Annotated in this window: 13 protein-coding genes; 8 read left to right on the plus strand and 5 right to left on the minus strand. The window is 65.0% G+C overall.

Features of this window, described 5'->3' with window-relative positions; genetic code table 11:
- Positions 1-672: 672 nt before the first annotated feature.
- On the minus strand, positions 673-1,332 hold the full coding sequence (locus BLR51_RS01925; RefSeq protein ID WP_089843002.1) for a GntR family transcriptional regulator: 660 nt from the start codon (positions 1,330-1,332) through the stop codon (positions 673-675).
- Positions 1,333-1,556: 224 nt separating this feature from the next.
- Here BLR51_RS01925 and BLR51_RS01930 point away from each other — a divergent pair, with 224 nt between their 5' ends.
- The 7 genes from BLR51_RS01930 (at position 1,557) to BLR51_RS01960 (ending at position 9,201) form a co-directional block, all read left to right on the plus strand.
- On the plus strand, positions 1,557-2,564 hold the full coding sequence (locus tag BLR51_RS01930; RefSeq protein WP_242656619.1) for a TRAP transporter substrate-binding protein: 1,008 nt from the start codon (positions 1,557-1,559) through the stop codon (positions 2,562-2,564).
- Positions 2,565-2,668: 104 nt separating this feature from the next.
- The gene (locus BLR51_RS01935) at positions 2,669-3,475 is read left to right on the plus strand and encodes a TRAP transporter small permease subunit (RefSeq protein WP_089843010.1); all 807 of its coding nucleotides are present in this window, start codon (positions 2,669-2,671) and stop codon (positions 3,473-3,475) included.
- 5 nt (positions 3,476-3,480) lie between these two features.
- Positions 3,481-5,073 (plus strand): TRAP transporter large permease, encoded by a 1,593-nt coding sequence (locus BLR51_RS01940; RefSeq protein ID WP_089843013.1) that lies wholly within the window; start codon positions 3,481-3,483, stop codon positions 5,071-5,073.
- Between the two features lie 84 nt (positions 5,074-5,157).
- A complete protein-coding gene (locus tag BLR51_RS01945; protein ID WP_089843016.1) occupies positions 5,158-6,648 on the plus strand; it encodes a D-arabinonate dehydratase in 1,491 nt (496 codons plus the stop codon).
- 30 nt (positions 6,649-6,678) lie between these two features.
- Complete coding sequence (locus tag BLR51_RS01950) at positions 6,679-7,563, plus strand: NAD(P)-dependent oxidoreductase (RefSeq protein WP_089843019.1); 885 nt, start codon at positions 6,679-6,681, stop codon at positions 7,561-7,563.
- Positions 7,564-7,568: 5 nt separating this feature from the next.
- Entirely contained in the window at positions 7,569-8,291 is a 723-nt protein-coding gene (locus BLR51_RS01955; RefSeq protein ID WP_089843022.1) for an SDR family oxidoreductase, read from the plus strand.
- Positions 8,292-8,295: 4 nt separating this feature from the next.
- A complete protein-coding gene (locus tag BLR51_RS01960; RefSeq protein ID WP_089843025.1) occupies positions 8,296-9,201 on the plus strand; it encodes a DMT family transporter in 906 nt (301 codons plus the stop codon).
- 21 nt (positions 9,202-9,222) lie between these two features.
- Here BLR51_RS01960 and BLR51_RS01965 read toward each other — a convergent pair whose 3' ends face one another.
- From BLR51_RS01965 to BLR51_RS01980, 4 genes are all read right to left on the minus strand, one after another.
- Complete coding sequence (locus BLR51_RS01965) at positions 9,223-10,110, minus strand: cation diffusion facilitator family transporter (RefSeq protein WP_089843029.1); 888 nt, start codon at positions 10,108-10,110, stop codon at positions 9,223-9,225.
- 121 nt (positions 10,111-10,231) lie between these two features.
- Positions 10,232-10,654 carry a large conductance mechanosensitive channel protein MscL gene (mscL, locus tag BLR51_RS01970; protein ID WP_089843032.1) on the minus strand — a complete coding sequence of 141 codons (423 nt, stop codon included), beginning with the start codon at positions 10,652-10,654 and terminating at the stop codon, positions 10,232-10,234.
- 97 nt (positions 10,655-10,751) lie between these two features.
- Positions 10,752-11,201, minus strand: coding sequence for a YtoQ family protein (locus tag BLR51_RS01975; RefSeq protein ID WP_089843035.1), 450 nt, complete (start codon positions 11,199-11,201; stop codon positions 10,752-10,754).
- A gap of 78 nt (positions 11,202-11,279) precedes the next feature.
- Positions 11,280-13,784, minus strand: a complete 2,505-nt coding sequence (locus BLR51_RS01980; RefSeq protein ID WP_089843038.1) for a GcvT family protein — start codon at positions 13,782-13,784, stop codon at positions 11,280-11,282.
- Positions 13,785-14,228: 444 nt separating this feature from the next.
- Here BLR51_RS01980 and BLR51_RS01985 point away from each other — a divergent pair, with 444 nt between their 5' ends.
- Positions 14,229-15,275 (plus strand): rod shape-determining protein, encoded by a 1,047-nt coding sequence (locus BLR51_RS01985; protein ID WP_089843041.1) that lies wholly within the window; start codon positions 14,229-14,231, stop codon positions 15,273-15,275.
- Positions 15,276-15,346 lie beyond the last annotated feature (71 nt).

Raw genomic sequence — 15,346 nt, forward strand, 5'->3', positions numbered from 1 at the left:
CGGGTTTCCAAAGAAACCGAAAGCCGCCAAACAGTGAAGCTGACACTTCATCATCGGGCCGAAACCCTAGAAGCGTTGATATGCAGACATTTGATCCATCGTATGAACCAGTGCCGCCCGCATATCTCTTCAGATACTTGCGATGTCAAAGAGCGTGAGAGACAAAAACCAGAACAGTGCGCCCTAACTTGCGGCGCGCTGCCCGTCATGCCCTCGAATTCCGTTCCGCCTCGTCTGCGACCAGCTCCGCGTCCCCGCCTCGCCGCCGCCCCGTCTGGCGTCCCGTCAGCACCTCAGCGCCGCCGGTGAGGGGCTATCTACGGAATACAACAAACACCCGCAAGTCATTTCTTCAGAAATTTTGCTTTTCTGCGCATTTTTTCCCGCAGCGCCCTCTGAACAGGGATTTCGCCGGGTCTGGCGCCCGCAACCGCCCAAAAATCAGGCAGTCCACCAAGCAGGGATCCGGCCCTCGCCAGCCGCCGGAGACTCACCCCTCCATAAAGTGGTCCGCCCCCGGTCGGATGCACCTCTCTATAGATGTCACTTCTATAGGTGCCCCCCTGCCCCAGCGCCCCCTCTATAGAAAGAACAGGACAAGCTCCGCAGACGAGACGGGCCCGCCTCTCCGGCAGATGGAGAGAGGGCCCGCACAGCTTCCGGTCAGACAGTTCAGCGCGTCGCTTCATTCTCTGCGGCGATGGCGGCAGAGATGTCTTCGGCAAGATTGCCCAGATGCATGTCCAGCGCCACATCCACCGCTTCGGGATCGCGGCTGCGCAGGGCGGTGGTGATGGCGCTGTGATGGGTCACCACCCGTTCGCGGTTGCGCCGCATCTTGGCTGACAGGAACCGCGCCCGCCACAGCCGCGCGAGATAGGCCCGGTGAGTCTCGGCCAAGGCTTCGTTATGCGAGATCTCGGCGATCATCCGGTGAAAGGCCATGTCCATCTCGAACAGGTCCAGCGCATCGACATGATCATAGGCCTCGCCGATTCGCCCGTTGAGCTGCGTCAGCCCGTCCAGTTCCGAATCGGAGGCCGCGACACAGGCCAGATGCGCGGACAGCTTTTCCAGCGTCAGCAGCACCACGACCTGATCATGCACTTCCTTCACGGTATGCCGCGCCACGATCGGGCTGCGCGCGGGCCGCAGCAGCACCAGACCTTCCTGTGACAGAATCCGGATGGCCTCCCGCATCGGGGTGCGGCTGACCCCCAGTTCGGCGGCATTGTCTCTTTCCTTGATGGCCGTATCGGGCGGAAGCTTTCCCCGCAGGATGTCCCGCCGCAACCGGGCGGCGATCTGTTCCGCCAGGCTCAATTCCGTCATGTCATGCTCCTCCGCCTCCGGGCGGTGCCGGAAACTAGACCGAGGCCCCTCTGAGGGGAAGGAGACCGTGTTACCGATATCTGGTATACCAAAAACTGTTGATTGTCGATGCCCGGTTGGGCTAGCTTCATTACAGATGGTATACCATCCGGCGCGGTGAGGGAGCGCCGACACATTAGGGGTAGTCCCCGCATTCAGGGAGGAATGTCATGAAATCATCCACCATGCTTAAGGCTGCAACCGCCGTACTGGCGCTGGCCGCTCCGGCTGCCGCGCAGGACGTCACGCTGCGCATCCAGACGCATTACAACCCCGAACAGACCTCGGGCAAACTCGCCACCGAGTTTGTCGAAGACGTCGAAGCGATGTCCGGCGGTGCCATCGACATCGAAATGTTCTACGCCTCTTCGGTCGTCGCAACCGTGGAGACCTTTGATGCCGCCGCAAACGGCATTCTGGACTGCGACATGACCGGCGGTGCCTACCAGACCGGCAAGAACCCCGCGTTCCAGTTCGTGGGCGACATCATGGGCGGCTATGACACGCCCTACCAGCAGCTGTCGTGGCTCTATTACGGCGGCGGCAAGGAGCAGGCTCAGGACCTTTACAACCAGTTCGGCATGGAGCTGATCGGCTGGTGGGTCTACGGGCAGGAATCGCTGACCTCCACCACCCCGGTGGCGGGCCCCGATGACCTGAAAGAGTGGAAGTTCCGCTCCCCCCCGGGCATGGAAACCGAGATCTTCGCGAATCTGGGCGCCTCTCCCATCGTGATGGACTTCACCGAAGTCTTCACCGCGATGGAAACCGGCATCATCGAAGGCACCGACTATTCCGGTCTGGCCAACAACCAGTCCATCGGTCTGTTCGATCTGGCCCAGCACGCGACCTATCCGGGCTTCCACTCGATGCCGTCCGACCACCTCGCCTGCAACAAGATGGTGTGGGACGGCCTGTCCGACCAGCACAAGCGCATCATCGAGACGGCGATGGAAAAGCTCGCGCTGCGCTCCGCGCTGTTCTTCGAGAAGGCCAATGCCGAAGCGGCAGCCGAGCTCGCGGAAAAGGGCGTGACGCTGCACAACTGGTCGGCTGAAGACCGCGCCACCTTCCGCAAGGCCGCACAGGCCGCGTGGGATGACTGGGCAACCCGTTCGCCCGAAGCCGCCGCTCTGGTGGAAAGCCACAAGTCGTACCTGACCCAGCTCGGCCTGATTTCCCAGTCCGAATAAGCTTTCACCGCACCCCGTGCGGCAGGGCAAGCGGCGGGCCCCAGAGTCGGGCCCGCCGTTCCTGTCTGAAAGGCCCCTTTGTCCTCCTCCGAAAGGGTTAACCCATGACCTCCGAAAGCCTGTGGCTCGGCTCCCTGCGTGGACCGGTGCGGCTTCTCGCCTTGGTAAGCACCGCGCTTGCTCTGGCGACGGCCCTCTGGCTCATCGTCGGGCAGTTCGTGTCTGCCGAACCGATCGGCATGTATGAAATGCTGCGGCCCGAGGGCCGCCCCCTCGTCTCCGTGATGCTCTGGACGCTGGCCGCCGCCGTCTTCTTCGGCGCGCTCTACTTCTCCGACGTCCGCGGCGCGATCGAGACAGAACCGACCGGTCCGCTGGACATCGTGTCGCTGGTGCTGTCGCGAATCGCCATGATCGGCGTCGTCGCCACCGTCTTCGTGATGTTCTACGAAGTGGTGGCGCGCTACGCCTTCGAAAAGCCCACGCTCTGGGCCAACGAACTCTCGCTCTGGATCGCGGCCTTTGTCTTCCTGCTGGCCGGGCTTTACGCCATGCAGCAGCGCAGCCACATCCGGATCTACATCATCTATGACATGATGCCGCGCTGGATGCAGAAAGCCTCCGACTGCATCTCCGTCTTCCTGATCTGGGTCTTTTTCCTCTGCCTGCTCTGGGGCGGCTACAATGAAGCCATCACCAAGATCATGCGGATGGAAACCTTTGGCACCGCGTGGGATCCGCCCCTGCCCTCCACGGTCAAGGCCGGGCTCATCATCATCATCGGGCTGGTGGCGCTTCAGGCCCTCACCAACCTGATCGCCGACTGGAACAAGGCGCCCGAACACCACTCTCCCGCGGATGAAATCGATCAGACAGAGATCGAAAACATCCGCCGCACGCTGGAGGACTGATCTAGATGGATATCGGCACGATAAGCCTGATCCTGCTTCTGGGCATGTTCGCCCTGCTGGCGATCGGCATGCCGCTCGGGTTTGCCTCGGCCTTTCTGGCCGTGGCGACGCTTGTGATGAAATTCGGGCCCGAACTGCTGTTCAGCCGGTTCGGCATGGGCCCGTTCGCGGTGCTTGGACAGTCAATCTACCGACAGCTGGTGAACTACGTTCTCATCTCGGTTCCGTTGTTCATCTTTATGGCCGCCTTACTTGAACGATGCGGCATCGCGCGGGACATGTATTCCTCGCTCAACGTCTGGATGTCGCGCACCCGCGGCGGCATCGCCTTCGTGACCTCGATCATGGCTGTCATCATGGCCGCCATGTCGGGCATCATCGGCGGCGAGGTCGTGCTGCTGGGCCTGATCGCCCTGCCGCAGATGCTGCGGCTTGGCTACAACCAGAACCTTGCCATCGGCACCATCTGCGCCTCCGGCTCTCTGGGTACGATGATTCCGCCCTCCATCGTCCTGATCTTCTACGGTCTGGTCACGGAAACCTCGATCAAGGCGCTGTTCACGGCGTCCTTCCTGCCCGGCTTCATGCTGGCGTCGTTCTACATCATCTACATTTTCATCCGCACCCGGATGAATCCGGAGGAGGCCCCGCTGCCGCCCGAGGATCCGACCGCTCCGGCGGGCAGCGAGAAAAGCCTGATGTTCCTCGGCTTCCTGTCCCGCTTCGGGATGTGGGTGTCGGCGGCCCTGTTCCTGCGCGCGCTGTTCTTCACCGTCACCGGCATGAACACCATCCGCGAAGGCGTGAACCCGATTCCGCTCGGCATGGCCTCTGACCTGCCGTGGCTTGCGGGCGCGCTGGTGCTCTTCGGCATCATCGTGTTCTTCATCGTGGGCCGCGAGCGCACGGCGAAGGGCTGGGAGATGGGCAAGGGTCTGGTCGCCCCCACCGTGGTGATCGGCGTGGTTCTGGGCTCCATCTATGGCGGCATCACCGGCATCACCGAAGCTGCGGGCATGGGCGTGATCGCCGTGTTCGTGATCGGCCTGATGCGGCGCGAGATGACCTTTGAAATCGTGTGGGATGCGGTGATGCGCACGCTGAAATCCACCGGCACGATCATCTGGGTCACCGTGGGTGCGGCGGCTCTGGCAGCAGCCTACACGCTGGCGGGCGGTCCGACCTATGTGGCGAACATGATCGTGGGTTCCGACCTGCCGACCATGGGGGTCATCCTGCTCATGATGTTCATCTTCCTCATCATGGGGATGTTCATGGACTGGGTGGGCATCGTGCTGCTGATCATGCCGGTGTTCCTGCCCATCGTCATGCGCCTGCCGGTGGACGAGATCGGCTGGTTCGGCAGCGTGGCGCCGGAATATGTCGCCATCTGGTTCGGCGTGGTGTTCTGTATGAACATGCAGGTCAGCTTCCTGTCGCCGCCCTTCGGCCCAGCGGCCTTCTATCTGAAGTCCGTGGCCCCGGCGCATATCTCGCTGACCGACATCTTCCGCGGCTTCCTGCCCTTCATCGGCATCCAGCTTCTGGCGCTTCTGGTCTTGCTGGCCTGGCCGCCAATCGTCACAGTGCTGCTGTAACGTCAAACACCTTGAACCGGGGCGGATCATCCGCCCCGGTTCCGCCGCTGCGGCGCCCGCAGCCAAGTCATGAGCCACCGCCAGATGTCCACGATCCGCCTTTCCCCGCTCGACAATGTCGTCACCGCCGTCACGCCGCTTGAAATCGGCACTGAAGGCGCCATCCAGATGATTCCGCGCGGCCACAAGATGGCTGCCGAAGCCATCGCCAAGGGCGCGCCCGTGCGCAAATACGCGCAGATCATCGGCTATGCCGCCGAAGACATCGCCGCTGGCGCCCATGTGCACACGCACAACCTCGAATTCCGCAACGTGGATGCCAAATACGAATTCGGCACCAACCTGCACCCGGTCGAGCCTGCCACCCAGATCGACACCTTCATGGGCTACCGCCGCGCCACCGGGCGCGTGGGCACCCGCAATTACATCGCCGTGCTGACCTCGGTGAACTGTTCGGCCACCGCCGCGCGGCTGATCGCCGAGCATTTCACCCCGGAAAAGCTGGCCGCCTATCCCAATGTCGACGGCGTCGTGGCCTTCGTGCATGGCACCGGCTGCGCCATGGGCGGCGACGGCACCGGCTTTGAGCTGCTGCAGCGCGTGCTCTGGGGTTATGCCCGCAACCCCAATGTCGGCGGCGTGCTGATGGCGGGGCTCGGCTGCGAGACGATGCAGATCGACTGGCTGATCGAAGCCTATGGCCTGACCCCCGGCCCGCTGTTCCAGACCATGAACATTCAGGACGTGGGCGGCCTGCGCAAGACCGTGGAACTGGGCATCGCCCAGATCGAACAGATGCTGCCCGTGGTCAATGACGTGTCGCGCGAACCCTGCCCCGCCTCCGAACTGATGGTCGGGCTGGAATGCGGCGGGTCGGATGCGTGGTCCGGCATCACCGCGAACCCCGCCCTGGGCTATGCCTGCGACCTGCTGGTCGCGCAGGGCGGCACCGGCGTGCTGTCGGAAACCCCCGAGATCTATGGCGCCGAACATCTGCTGACCGCCCGCGCCACCACTCCGGAAATCGGGGAAAAGCTGCTCGACCTCATCAAGTGGTGGGAAAACTACACCGAACGCGCGGGCGGCTCGATGGACAACAACCCCTCCCCCGGCAACAAGAAGGGTGGCCTGACCACCATTCTGGAAAAATCGCTGGGGGCGGCGGCCAAGGGCGGCACCACGCCGCTGATGGGTGTCTACAAATATGCCGAGCCGGTCACCGCCAAGGGCTTCACCTTCATGGACAGCCCCGGCTACGACCCTGCCAGCGTCACCGGCATGATCGCCTCGGGCTGCAACCTTGTCTGTTTCACCACCGGGCGCGGATCGGCCTTCGGCTCCAAACCCTCGCCCTGCATGAAGGTCGCCACCAACACCCCGATGTATGAGCGGCTGACCGACGACATGGACGTGAACGCCGGGCGCATCCTGTCCGACGGCGCCTCGATCGAGGAGGTGGGCCGCGAGATCTACCAGATGTGGCTGCGCATGGCCTCGGGCGAAAAGACCAAGTCCGAAGCGCAGGGCCTGGGCGATTACGAATTTGTGCCGTGGCAGGTTGGCGCCGTGATGTAAGCCGCCGCCAGAACACCGGAGGAGGACACTATGAACACACCCGCAATCGGGTTCATCGGGCTGGGCCTGATGGGCCGCGCCATGGTGGAATGCCTGCAGGGCGCAGGCTATGGCGTCACCGTTCTGGGCAACCGTGACCGCAGCGGCATCGACGAGGCGGTGAGCCGGGGCGGCACCGAGGCCGCGACCGCCCGCGAGCTCGCCGAAGCCTCCGACATCGTGATGCTGTGCATGGGCACTTCGGAACAGGTGGAAAGCCGCATCTTTGGCGATGACGGCGTGCTGGCCGGCACCAAGCCCGGTCAGGTGGTGATCGATTTCGGCACCTCCCTGCCCGGCTCCACCCTGCGCATCGGCGCGGCCTTGGCGGAAAAGGGCGCGCAGTATATGGACGCGCCGCTGGGTCGCACCCCGGCCCATGCCAAGGACGGCAAGCTCAACATCATGGCGGCGGGCGACCTGCGCACCTATGAACAGGTGAAGCCGGTGCTCGACGTGCTGGGCGAAAACGTCTTTCACCTTGGCGATCTCGGCGCCGGGCACACCATCAAGCTTATCAACAACTTCTTCGCCATGACCACCGCCACGGCGATGTCCGAAGCCTTTGCCATGGCCGATGCCGCAGGCGTGGCGCGCGAAAAGCTCTATGGCGTGCTGGCCGCCGGTCCCAACCATTCCGGCATGATGGATTTCATCAAATCCTGGGCCATGGACGGCAAGCTGGACCTCGCCTTTTCGGTCGACAATGCCGCAAAGGACGTGGGTTATTACCGCGCCATGGCCGAAGAGCTTGGGGCCCGTTCCCGCATGTCGGGAGCGGCATCAGAAACACTCGCCGAAGCCTTGCGCAATGGCTTCTCCGGACACATGGTGCCGGAAATGGTGGATTACCTCTCGAAGAACCTGAAAGGTTGAACGACATGAGACTGCAGGGCAAACGCGCCTTCATCACCGCCGCCGGTCAGGGGATCGGCCGCGCCATCGCCGAGGCCTATGTCCGCGAAGGCGCCATCGTCACCGCCACCGACCTCAAGGCGGACCTGCTGGACGGGCTCAACGCCACCACCTTCGCGCTGGACGTGACCGACAAGGCCGCGCTGCAGAAGGCCGTGACCGATGCCGCGCCCGACATTCTGGTGAACTGCGCCGGTGTGGTCCATGCGGGCACCATCACCGAAGCCAGCGACGCCGATTTCGATTTCGCCTTCGCGCTGAACGTCAAGGCGCAGTTCCATTCCATGCAGGCGGCCCTTCCCGGCATGGTGGAACGCGGCGGCGGCACCATCGTCAACATCGCCTCGGTCGCCTCCTCGATCATCGCGGCACCGGGCCGCTGCGTCTATGGCGCGTCCAAGGCGGCGGTGATCGGGCTGACCAAATCCGTGGCCGTGGATTACGTCACCCGCGGCATCCGCGTGAACTGCATCTGCCCGGGCACCGTCGACAGCCCGTCGCTGCATGACCGGCTGCGCGCCACGGGCGATTACGAAGGCGCGATGAAGGCCTTTACCGCCCGCCAGCCCATGGGCCGCATCGGCACCGCCGAAGAGGTCGCGGCGCTGGCGCTGTATCTGGGATCGGACGAAAGCGCCTTCACCACCGGGCAGGCGCATGTGATCGACGGCGGTTGGGCGGCGGCCTGATCCCATGTCCATCGCCCCGCGGGAAGATCGAAGCGGGCTTGGCCTCGGGCTCATGGCGCTGGCGGTCTGTCTGTTCACCTGCATCGACACCTCGGCCAAGTTCCTGATCCAGTCCGGCCAGCCCGCGCTGCAGGTGGTCTGGTGCCGCTATGCCGGGCATTTCCTGCTGACGCTGCTGGTGTTCTACCCGCAGGACCGTGGCGATCTGTTCCGCACCTCGGCTCCGGTGAAACAGGGCGCCCGCGCCCTGTTCCTGTTTGGCAGCACCCTGCTGAACTTCCTTGCGCTGACATGGCTGCCGATCACCGTCACCACGACGATCATGTTCGCGGGGCCGATCGCGGTGACGCTGCTGGCGATCCCCTTCCTTGGCGAAAAGGTGGGGGTGCACCGCATCGCCGCCGTCTGCACCGGCTTTCTGGGGGTGCTGGTGGTGATGCAGCCATGGGGGGCGGAATTCCACCCGGCCATGCTGCTGTCGCTGGGCGCGCTCACCTGCGCCTCGGGGTATTTCATCCTCACCCGGCTGATGGCGGGCAAGGAAAGCAATTCCACCTCGCAGCTCTGGGGGGCGGGCGTGCCGACCCTGCTGCTGGCGCCCATCGTGCTGCCCGCGTGGCAGGCCCCCGGCGCGCTGGAGGTGATGTTGATCCTGTGCCTGATCGGGGCCTTTGGCGCCACGGGGCATATCGCGGCCACGGCGGCGCATCGCTATGCCGATGCCTCGCTTCTGGCGCCAGTGGTCTATCTGCAGCTGATGACCGCCTCCATCGCGAGCTGGCTGTTTTTCGACTCGCTGCCCACCGCATGGACACTGGTGGGCGCGGCGATCATCATCAGCTCGGGGCTGTATATCTGGCACCGCGAACGCCGCCGGGGCGTGCCACATCCGCCGCCGCCGCGCCTCTGACCGGGCGCGGCCCCTGCGGGGTCACAGCACCACGATGCCGCTATGCTTGGCCTTGTATTCCGGCTCCACATGGATGGTGACGCGGCAGCCGTCCATTTCGCTCTGCAGCGCCGCCTCGATGCGGTCGCAGATGTGATGGGCGTCATCCACGCTCATGGCGCCGGGCACGACAAGATGAAATTCCAGAAAGGTGGCGCTGCCCGCGCGGCGCGACCGCAGGTCATGCGCCTCCACGGCGCCATCGGCATTGGCGGAGATGATGCTGCGCATCTCGGCCAGTTCCGACTCGGGCACCGCCTCGTCCATCAGCCCGCCCACCGACCGGCGGATGACATGCCAGCCCGACCACAGGATGTTGACTGCCACCAGCGCCGCCAGCAGCGCGTCAAGCCAGAGCCAGCCCGTCAGCACCGCCGCCCCCACCCCGACAGCCACCCCCGCCGAGGAGAACACGTCGGTCAGCAGGTGCCGCCCGTCCGCCTCCAGCGCGGGAGAGCGCAGCCGCCGCCCCTCGCGCAGCAGCACCCAGCACCAGAGGGCATTCAGCACCCCAGCAGCCAGATTGATGGCAAGCCCGGTATAGGCCGCCACGATGGGCTGCGGATCGGCCCAAGCCTGCCATGCCTCGTTGAGGATCAGCACCGCCGCCACCACGATCAGCACGCCTTCGATCACGGCGCTGATATATTCCGCCTTGTGATGGCCAAAGGGATGGTCGGCATCGGGGGGCTGCGCGGCGATATGCACCGCCAGCAGCGCGGCCAGCGCCGTGGCGACATTGACGATGCTTTCCAGCGCATCCGACAGCAGCGCCACCGACCCGGTCATCCGCCAGGCCAGCGTCTTGACCCCCAGAACCACAATCCCGACGGCAACACTGCCCCAGGCGATCTTGACGGTTCTGTTCATGGGCTGCTCCCTGTCTGTGGGCGGCCTGATAACGAAGCAGCCCCGGCCTCGCAAGCCGGATGCCGCACTGCAGCGCAATCCTGCCCCGCACGGCGCGGGACAGGCAGAGGGGCTCAGACGGTCACTTGCGCAGCGCGTCGCGGATCTCGATGAGGATATCCAGTTCGGACGGGCCTGCGGGCACCGTGGGCGCAACGTCCTGAGGCTTTTCCGCAACCGCGCGCAGGCGGTTGACCATCTTCACCAGCATGAAGACCGCAAAGGCGACGATGAAGAAATTGATGACCGCCATGATGAAGCTGCCAATGGCAAAAACGGGCGCGCCTGCCTCTTTCGCCTCGGACAGCGAGACATACTCGCCCCCGTCCAGCGCATAGAACCAGCCAGAGAAATCGATGCCTCCGGTAAACAGCGCGATCACCGGGTTGATGATGTCGCCCACAAGGGAACTGACGATGGCGGTAAAGGCCGCGCCGACGATGATGCCCACGGCCATGTCCATGACATTGCCGCGCGCGATGAACGCCTTGAATTCCTGAATCATCTCACTGTCCTCTGCAACACGGGCTCGTCAGGCCCGGACCCAGTTAACACCGGGTCGGGCGCGTTGCACAGGAAAAGCCGCAGCGCGGGGGACCCGCTCAGCCGGGCAGTGCCCCGGTCAGCACATAGCGCAGGATCGCCACAACCTGCGCGGGATCGCGGGCCACGGCCAGCGCCGCCGCATCCACTTCCTTCAGCGCGTGATCGTGGTCGGGCTGCTGCAGGATCACCAGCGACTTGCCAAGCGCCGCCGCATAGCCTGCGTCAAAGGCGGCGTTCCACTGGCGGTATTTCTCGCCGAAGCGCACCACCACCACATCGGCATCGGCAATGGCCTTGCGGGTGCGGATCGCGTTGATCTGCGCGCCCTTGCGGTCATGCCACAGCTTGTCCGGCTCGGCGCCCAGAATCGCCACGCCGCAGTCGTCGCTGGCGGCGTGATCGGTGACCGGCGCGGAAAAGGTCACGTCCAGCCCCTGCGCCCCTTCGATGATGCGCTCGCGCCAGTCGGTGTGAATCTCGCCTGACAGATAGACGGTCAGTCCCATACGTCTTGCCTCCCTCGGTCCTGCCCCGAAAGTAGGCGCGCGGGGCCCGGATGCAACCATCCGGGCCCCGCAAACCGGTCAGCCGTCGATCCGGATCCGGGCGTTGGCGGGGTCATAGGGGCTGTCCTCGACCACCTCGGCGGGCCAGAGATCGCCCATCATGCGCACCAGCAGCTTGGTGCCGGGCACCGCGAGTTCGGGGCGGACATAGCCCATGCCGATGCTCTTGCCGAAGGCCACGGAATAGCCGCCAGAGGTCAGCCGCCCGACCCGCGTGTCACCGTGATACAGCGCCTCGCGGCCCCACGGGTCGGCATCGGCAGGCCCGTCGATCAGCAGGGTGCAGCATTTCGACCGGATGCCGGTGGCCTCCATCGCCGCCTTGCCATGGAAATCCTTGGACAGGTCGACGAAGCGCGGCAGATCGGCCTCCAGCGGGGTGGCGTCGCGGCCAAGCTCGGTGCCGAAGGCGCGGTAGCTTTTCTCCTGCCGCAGCCAGTTCTGCGCCCGCGCCCCCACCGGCTTCAGCCCATGGGCCGCCCCCGCCGCCATCAGCTGATCCCAGAGGTAAAGCCCCATCTCCATCGGGAAATGCAGCTCCCAGCCCAGCTCGCCGGTATAGGCCACGCGGATGGCGCGCACCGGGCACATGCCCAGTTCGATGTTGCGCATCGACAGCCACGGGAAGCGCTTGTTGCCCAGCACCGTCTCGGGCTCCGCATCGCGCACCAGCCCCTGCAGCAGCGCGCGGGCATTGGGCCCGGCCACCGCATAGACGCCCCATTGCGTGGTCACGTCCTGCACGGTGAACCAGCCGTGATCCATGCCGAAATCCTCGGCGGCCTTCTGCAGGTAATCCTCGTCATAGGCATGCCATGCCCCGGCGCTGACAAGGTAATATTCATCCTCCGCCAGCCGGACGATGGTGTATTCGGTGCGCGTGGTGCCCTTGACCGACAGCGCGTAGGTCAGGTTGATGCGCCCGACCTTCGGCAGCTTGTTGCAGGTGAAATGGTCCAGAAAGGCGGTGGCGCCGGGGCCCTTGACCACATGTTTGGCAAAGGCGCTGGCATCGATGATGCCGACCGTCTCGCGGATGGCACGAGCCTCGGCCTCGGCATAGGGCCACCAGCCGCCCCGGCGGAAGCTGCGCGCGTCATGGTCGAAATGCTCGGGCGCGTCGAGCGGGCCGTAATAATTGGGCCGCTCCCAGCCGTTCACATGGCCGAACTGCGCGCCAAGCGCCTTCTGCCGCTCATAGGCGGGGGCGGTGCGCAGCGGGCGTGCGGCGGGACGCTCCTCGTCGGGGTGATGCAGGATGAAGACATGCTCATAGGCTTCTTCGTTCTTGGTGACCGCGTAATCGGTGGTCATCCAGTCCTGCCCGTAGCGTTTGGGATCAAGGCTGGCCATGTCGATCGCCGCCTCGCCCTCGGTCATCAGCTGCGCAAGGTAATAGCCCGCGCCGCCCGCGGCGGTGATGCCAAAGGAGAAGCCTTCGGCCAGCCACATGTTGCGCAGCCCCGGCGCCGGTCCCAGCAGCGGGTTGCCATCGGGAGTGTAGCAGATCGGGCCGTTGAAATCGTCCTTGAGCCCCACGGTTTCCGAGGTCGGAATCCGGTGGATCATGCTCATGTATTCCTCCTCGATCCGTTCCAGATCCAGCGGAAACAGATCGGCGCGGAAGCTGTCGGGCACGCCATAGCGGAAACAGGCGGGCGCGCCGCGCTCATAGGGGCCAAGAATCCAGCCGCCGCGCTCCTCGCGCACATACCATTTGGCATCGGCATCGCGCAGCACCGGATGCTGCGGGTTGCCTTCCGCGCGCCACGCCACCAGCGCCGGATCGGGTTCGGTGATGATATACTGATGTTCGACCGGGATGGCGGGGGTCTTGAGCCCCAGCATCCGCGCGGTGCGCTGCGCGTGGTTGCCGGTGGCGGTGACCACATGTTCGGCGCGGATCACCACGCTTTCCTCGGTGGGCACAAGGTTGCCGCCGCGTTCGGCCATCTTGGTGACCTGCACCTGCCAGTGATCGCCATGCCATGTATAGCCGTCGACCTGCCACTTGCGTTCGATCAGCACGCCACGCTGGCGCGCACCCTTGGCCATGGCCATGGTCACGTCGGCGGGGTTGATATAGCCATCGGTGGGGTGGAACAGCGCGCCCAGCAGATCCTCGGTGCGCACCAGCGGCCAGCGCTCCTTGATCTGCGCGGGGGTCAGGAATTCATGCGGCACGTCGCAGGTTTCGGCGGTGGCAGAATAGAGCCGGTATTCGTCCATGCGCGCCTGCGTCTGTGCCATGCGCAGGTTGCCCACCACGAAGAAGCCCGCATCAAGCCCGGTCTCCTCCTCCAGCGTCTTGTAGAACTTGATGGAGTAGTCGTGGATATGCGTGGTGGCATAGGACATGTTGAAATAGGGCAGCAGGCCCGCGGCATGCCATGTGGATCCTGCGGTCAGCTCGTCCCGTTCCAGCAGCATGACATCCGACCAGCCCGCCCGGGCCAGATGATAGGCGATGGAGGTGCCCACCGCTCCGCCGCCGACCACCAGTGCTTTGACTTCCGTCTTCATGATATGCGCTCCCCGCAGGTTTTTCCCCTCAATAGCGCGCGCCGCCACATCCGGCGGGTGCGGCCCGACTTGTCTTGACGGGAAAACGACATGTGGACGGCATGGCTGCCACCAGGTGCTGCCCGCTTGGCCGAAAGAGGGGGCCGCGCGGCCCCGCCGGAGAAAAGGCGGGGGGCTCTGCCCCCCATGGGCGCGTGCCGCGCCCTCCCCCCGGAGTTTAGGGGCAAGATGAAGCGCAAGAAGCGCGAGACCGCCGCGTCTGACGCAGGGTTTTCCCCGGGTGAAAAGCCCCAGGCGGCGCGCCGGGCGGGAAACGCGCGGGATCACGCGCATTTGCGGGCCGGGGGGGCTTTTGCGCGGAGGCGAAACGGGCCTATAAGGGCGGCGGCCTCGGCTTGAGGGAGTCGGAGGCCATTTTTCCGTATTACTGGGACGGGACACTGGATGTTTGGACTGGACAGACTCATGGGCGCCTTTTCGGCGGACATGGCCATCGACCTCGGCACCGCGAACACGCTGGTCTACGTGAAAGGTCGCGGGATCATCCTCTCTGAACCTTCCGTGGTGGCGTATCACGTCAAGGACGGCGTCAAGAAGGTTCTTGCCGTGGGTGAGGATGCCAAGCTGATGCTGGGGCGCACCCCCGGCTCGATCGAGGCCATCCGGCCGATGCGCGAAGGCGTGATCGCGGATTTCGACGTGGCCGAGGAGATGATCAAGCATTTCATCCGAAAGGTGCACAAGCGGTCCACCTTCTCGAAGCCGAAGATCATCGTCTGCGTGCCGCATGGCGCGACGCCGGTGGAAAAACGCGCCATCCGGCAGTCGGTGTTGTCGGCGGGCGCCCGCAAGGCGGGGCTGATCGCCGAACCCATCGCGGCGGCCATCGGCGCGGGCATGCCGATCACCGATCCCACCGGCAACATGGTGGTGGATATCGGCGGCGGCACCACCGAAGTGGCGGTGCTGAGCCTTGGCGACATCGTCTATGCCCGCTCCGTCCGGGTGGGCGGCGACCGCATGGACGAGGCGATCATCAACTATCTGCGCCGCCAGCAGAACCTGCTGGTGGGGGAATCCACCGCCGAGCGCATCAAAACCTCCATCGGCACGGCGCGCATGCCCGATGACGGGCGGGGCTCCTCGATGCAGATCCGGGGCCGCGACCTGCTGAACGGCGTGCCCAAGGAGATCGAGATCAGCCAGGCGCAGGTGGCGGAGGCGCTGGCCGAGCCGGTGCAGGCCATCTGCGAGGCGGTGATGACCGCGCTGGAGGCGACGCCGCCGGATCTGGCCGCCGACATCGTCGACCGGGGCGTGATGCTGACCGGAGGCGGCGCGCTGCTGGGGGATCTGGATCTGGCGCTGCGCGAGCAGACCGGGCTTGCGGTCTCCATCGCCGAGGAAAGCCTGAACTGCGTGGCTCTGGGCACCGGCAAGGCGCTGGAATATGAAAAGCAGCTGCGCCACGCGATTGATTACGACAGCTGATCCGGGCCTCCTGCGGGGCAGGACCGGCTGAGCCACCCCCCGGCGGGGGGTGGCCTCAGGCCTTGGACGCG

This window comes from Salipiger marinus (assembly GCF_900100085.1).
Lineage (GTDB): Bacteria > Pseudomonadota > Alphaproteobacteria > Rhodobacterales > Rhodobacteraceae > Salipiger > Salipiger marinus.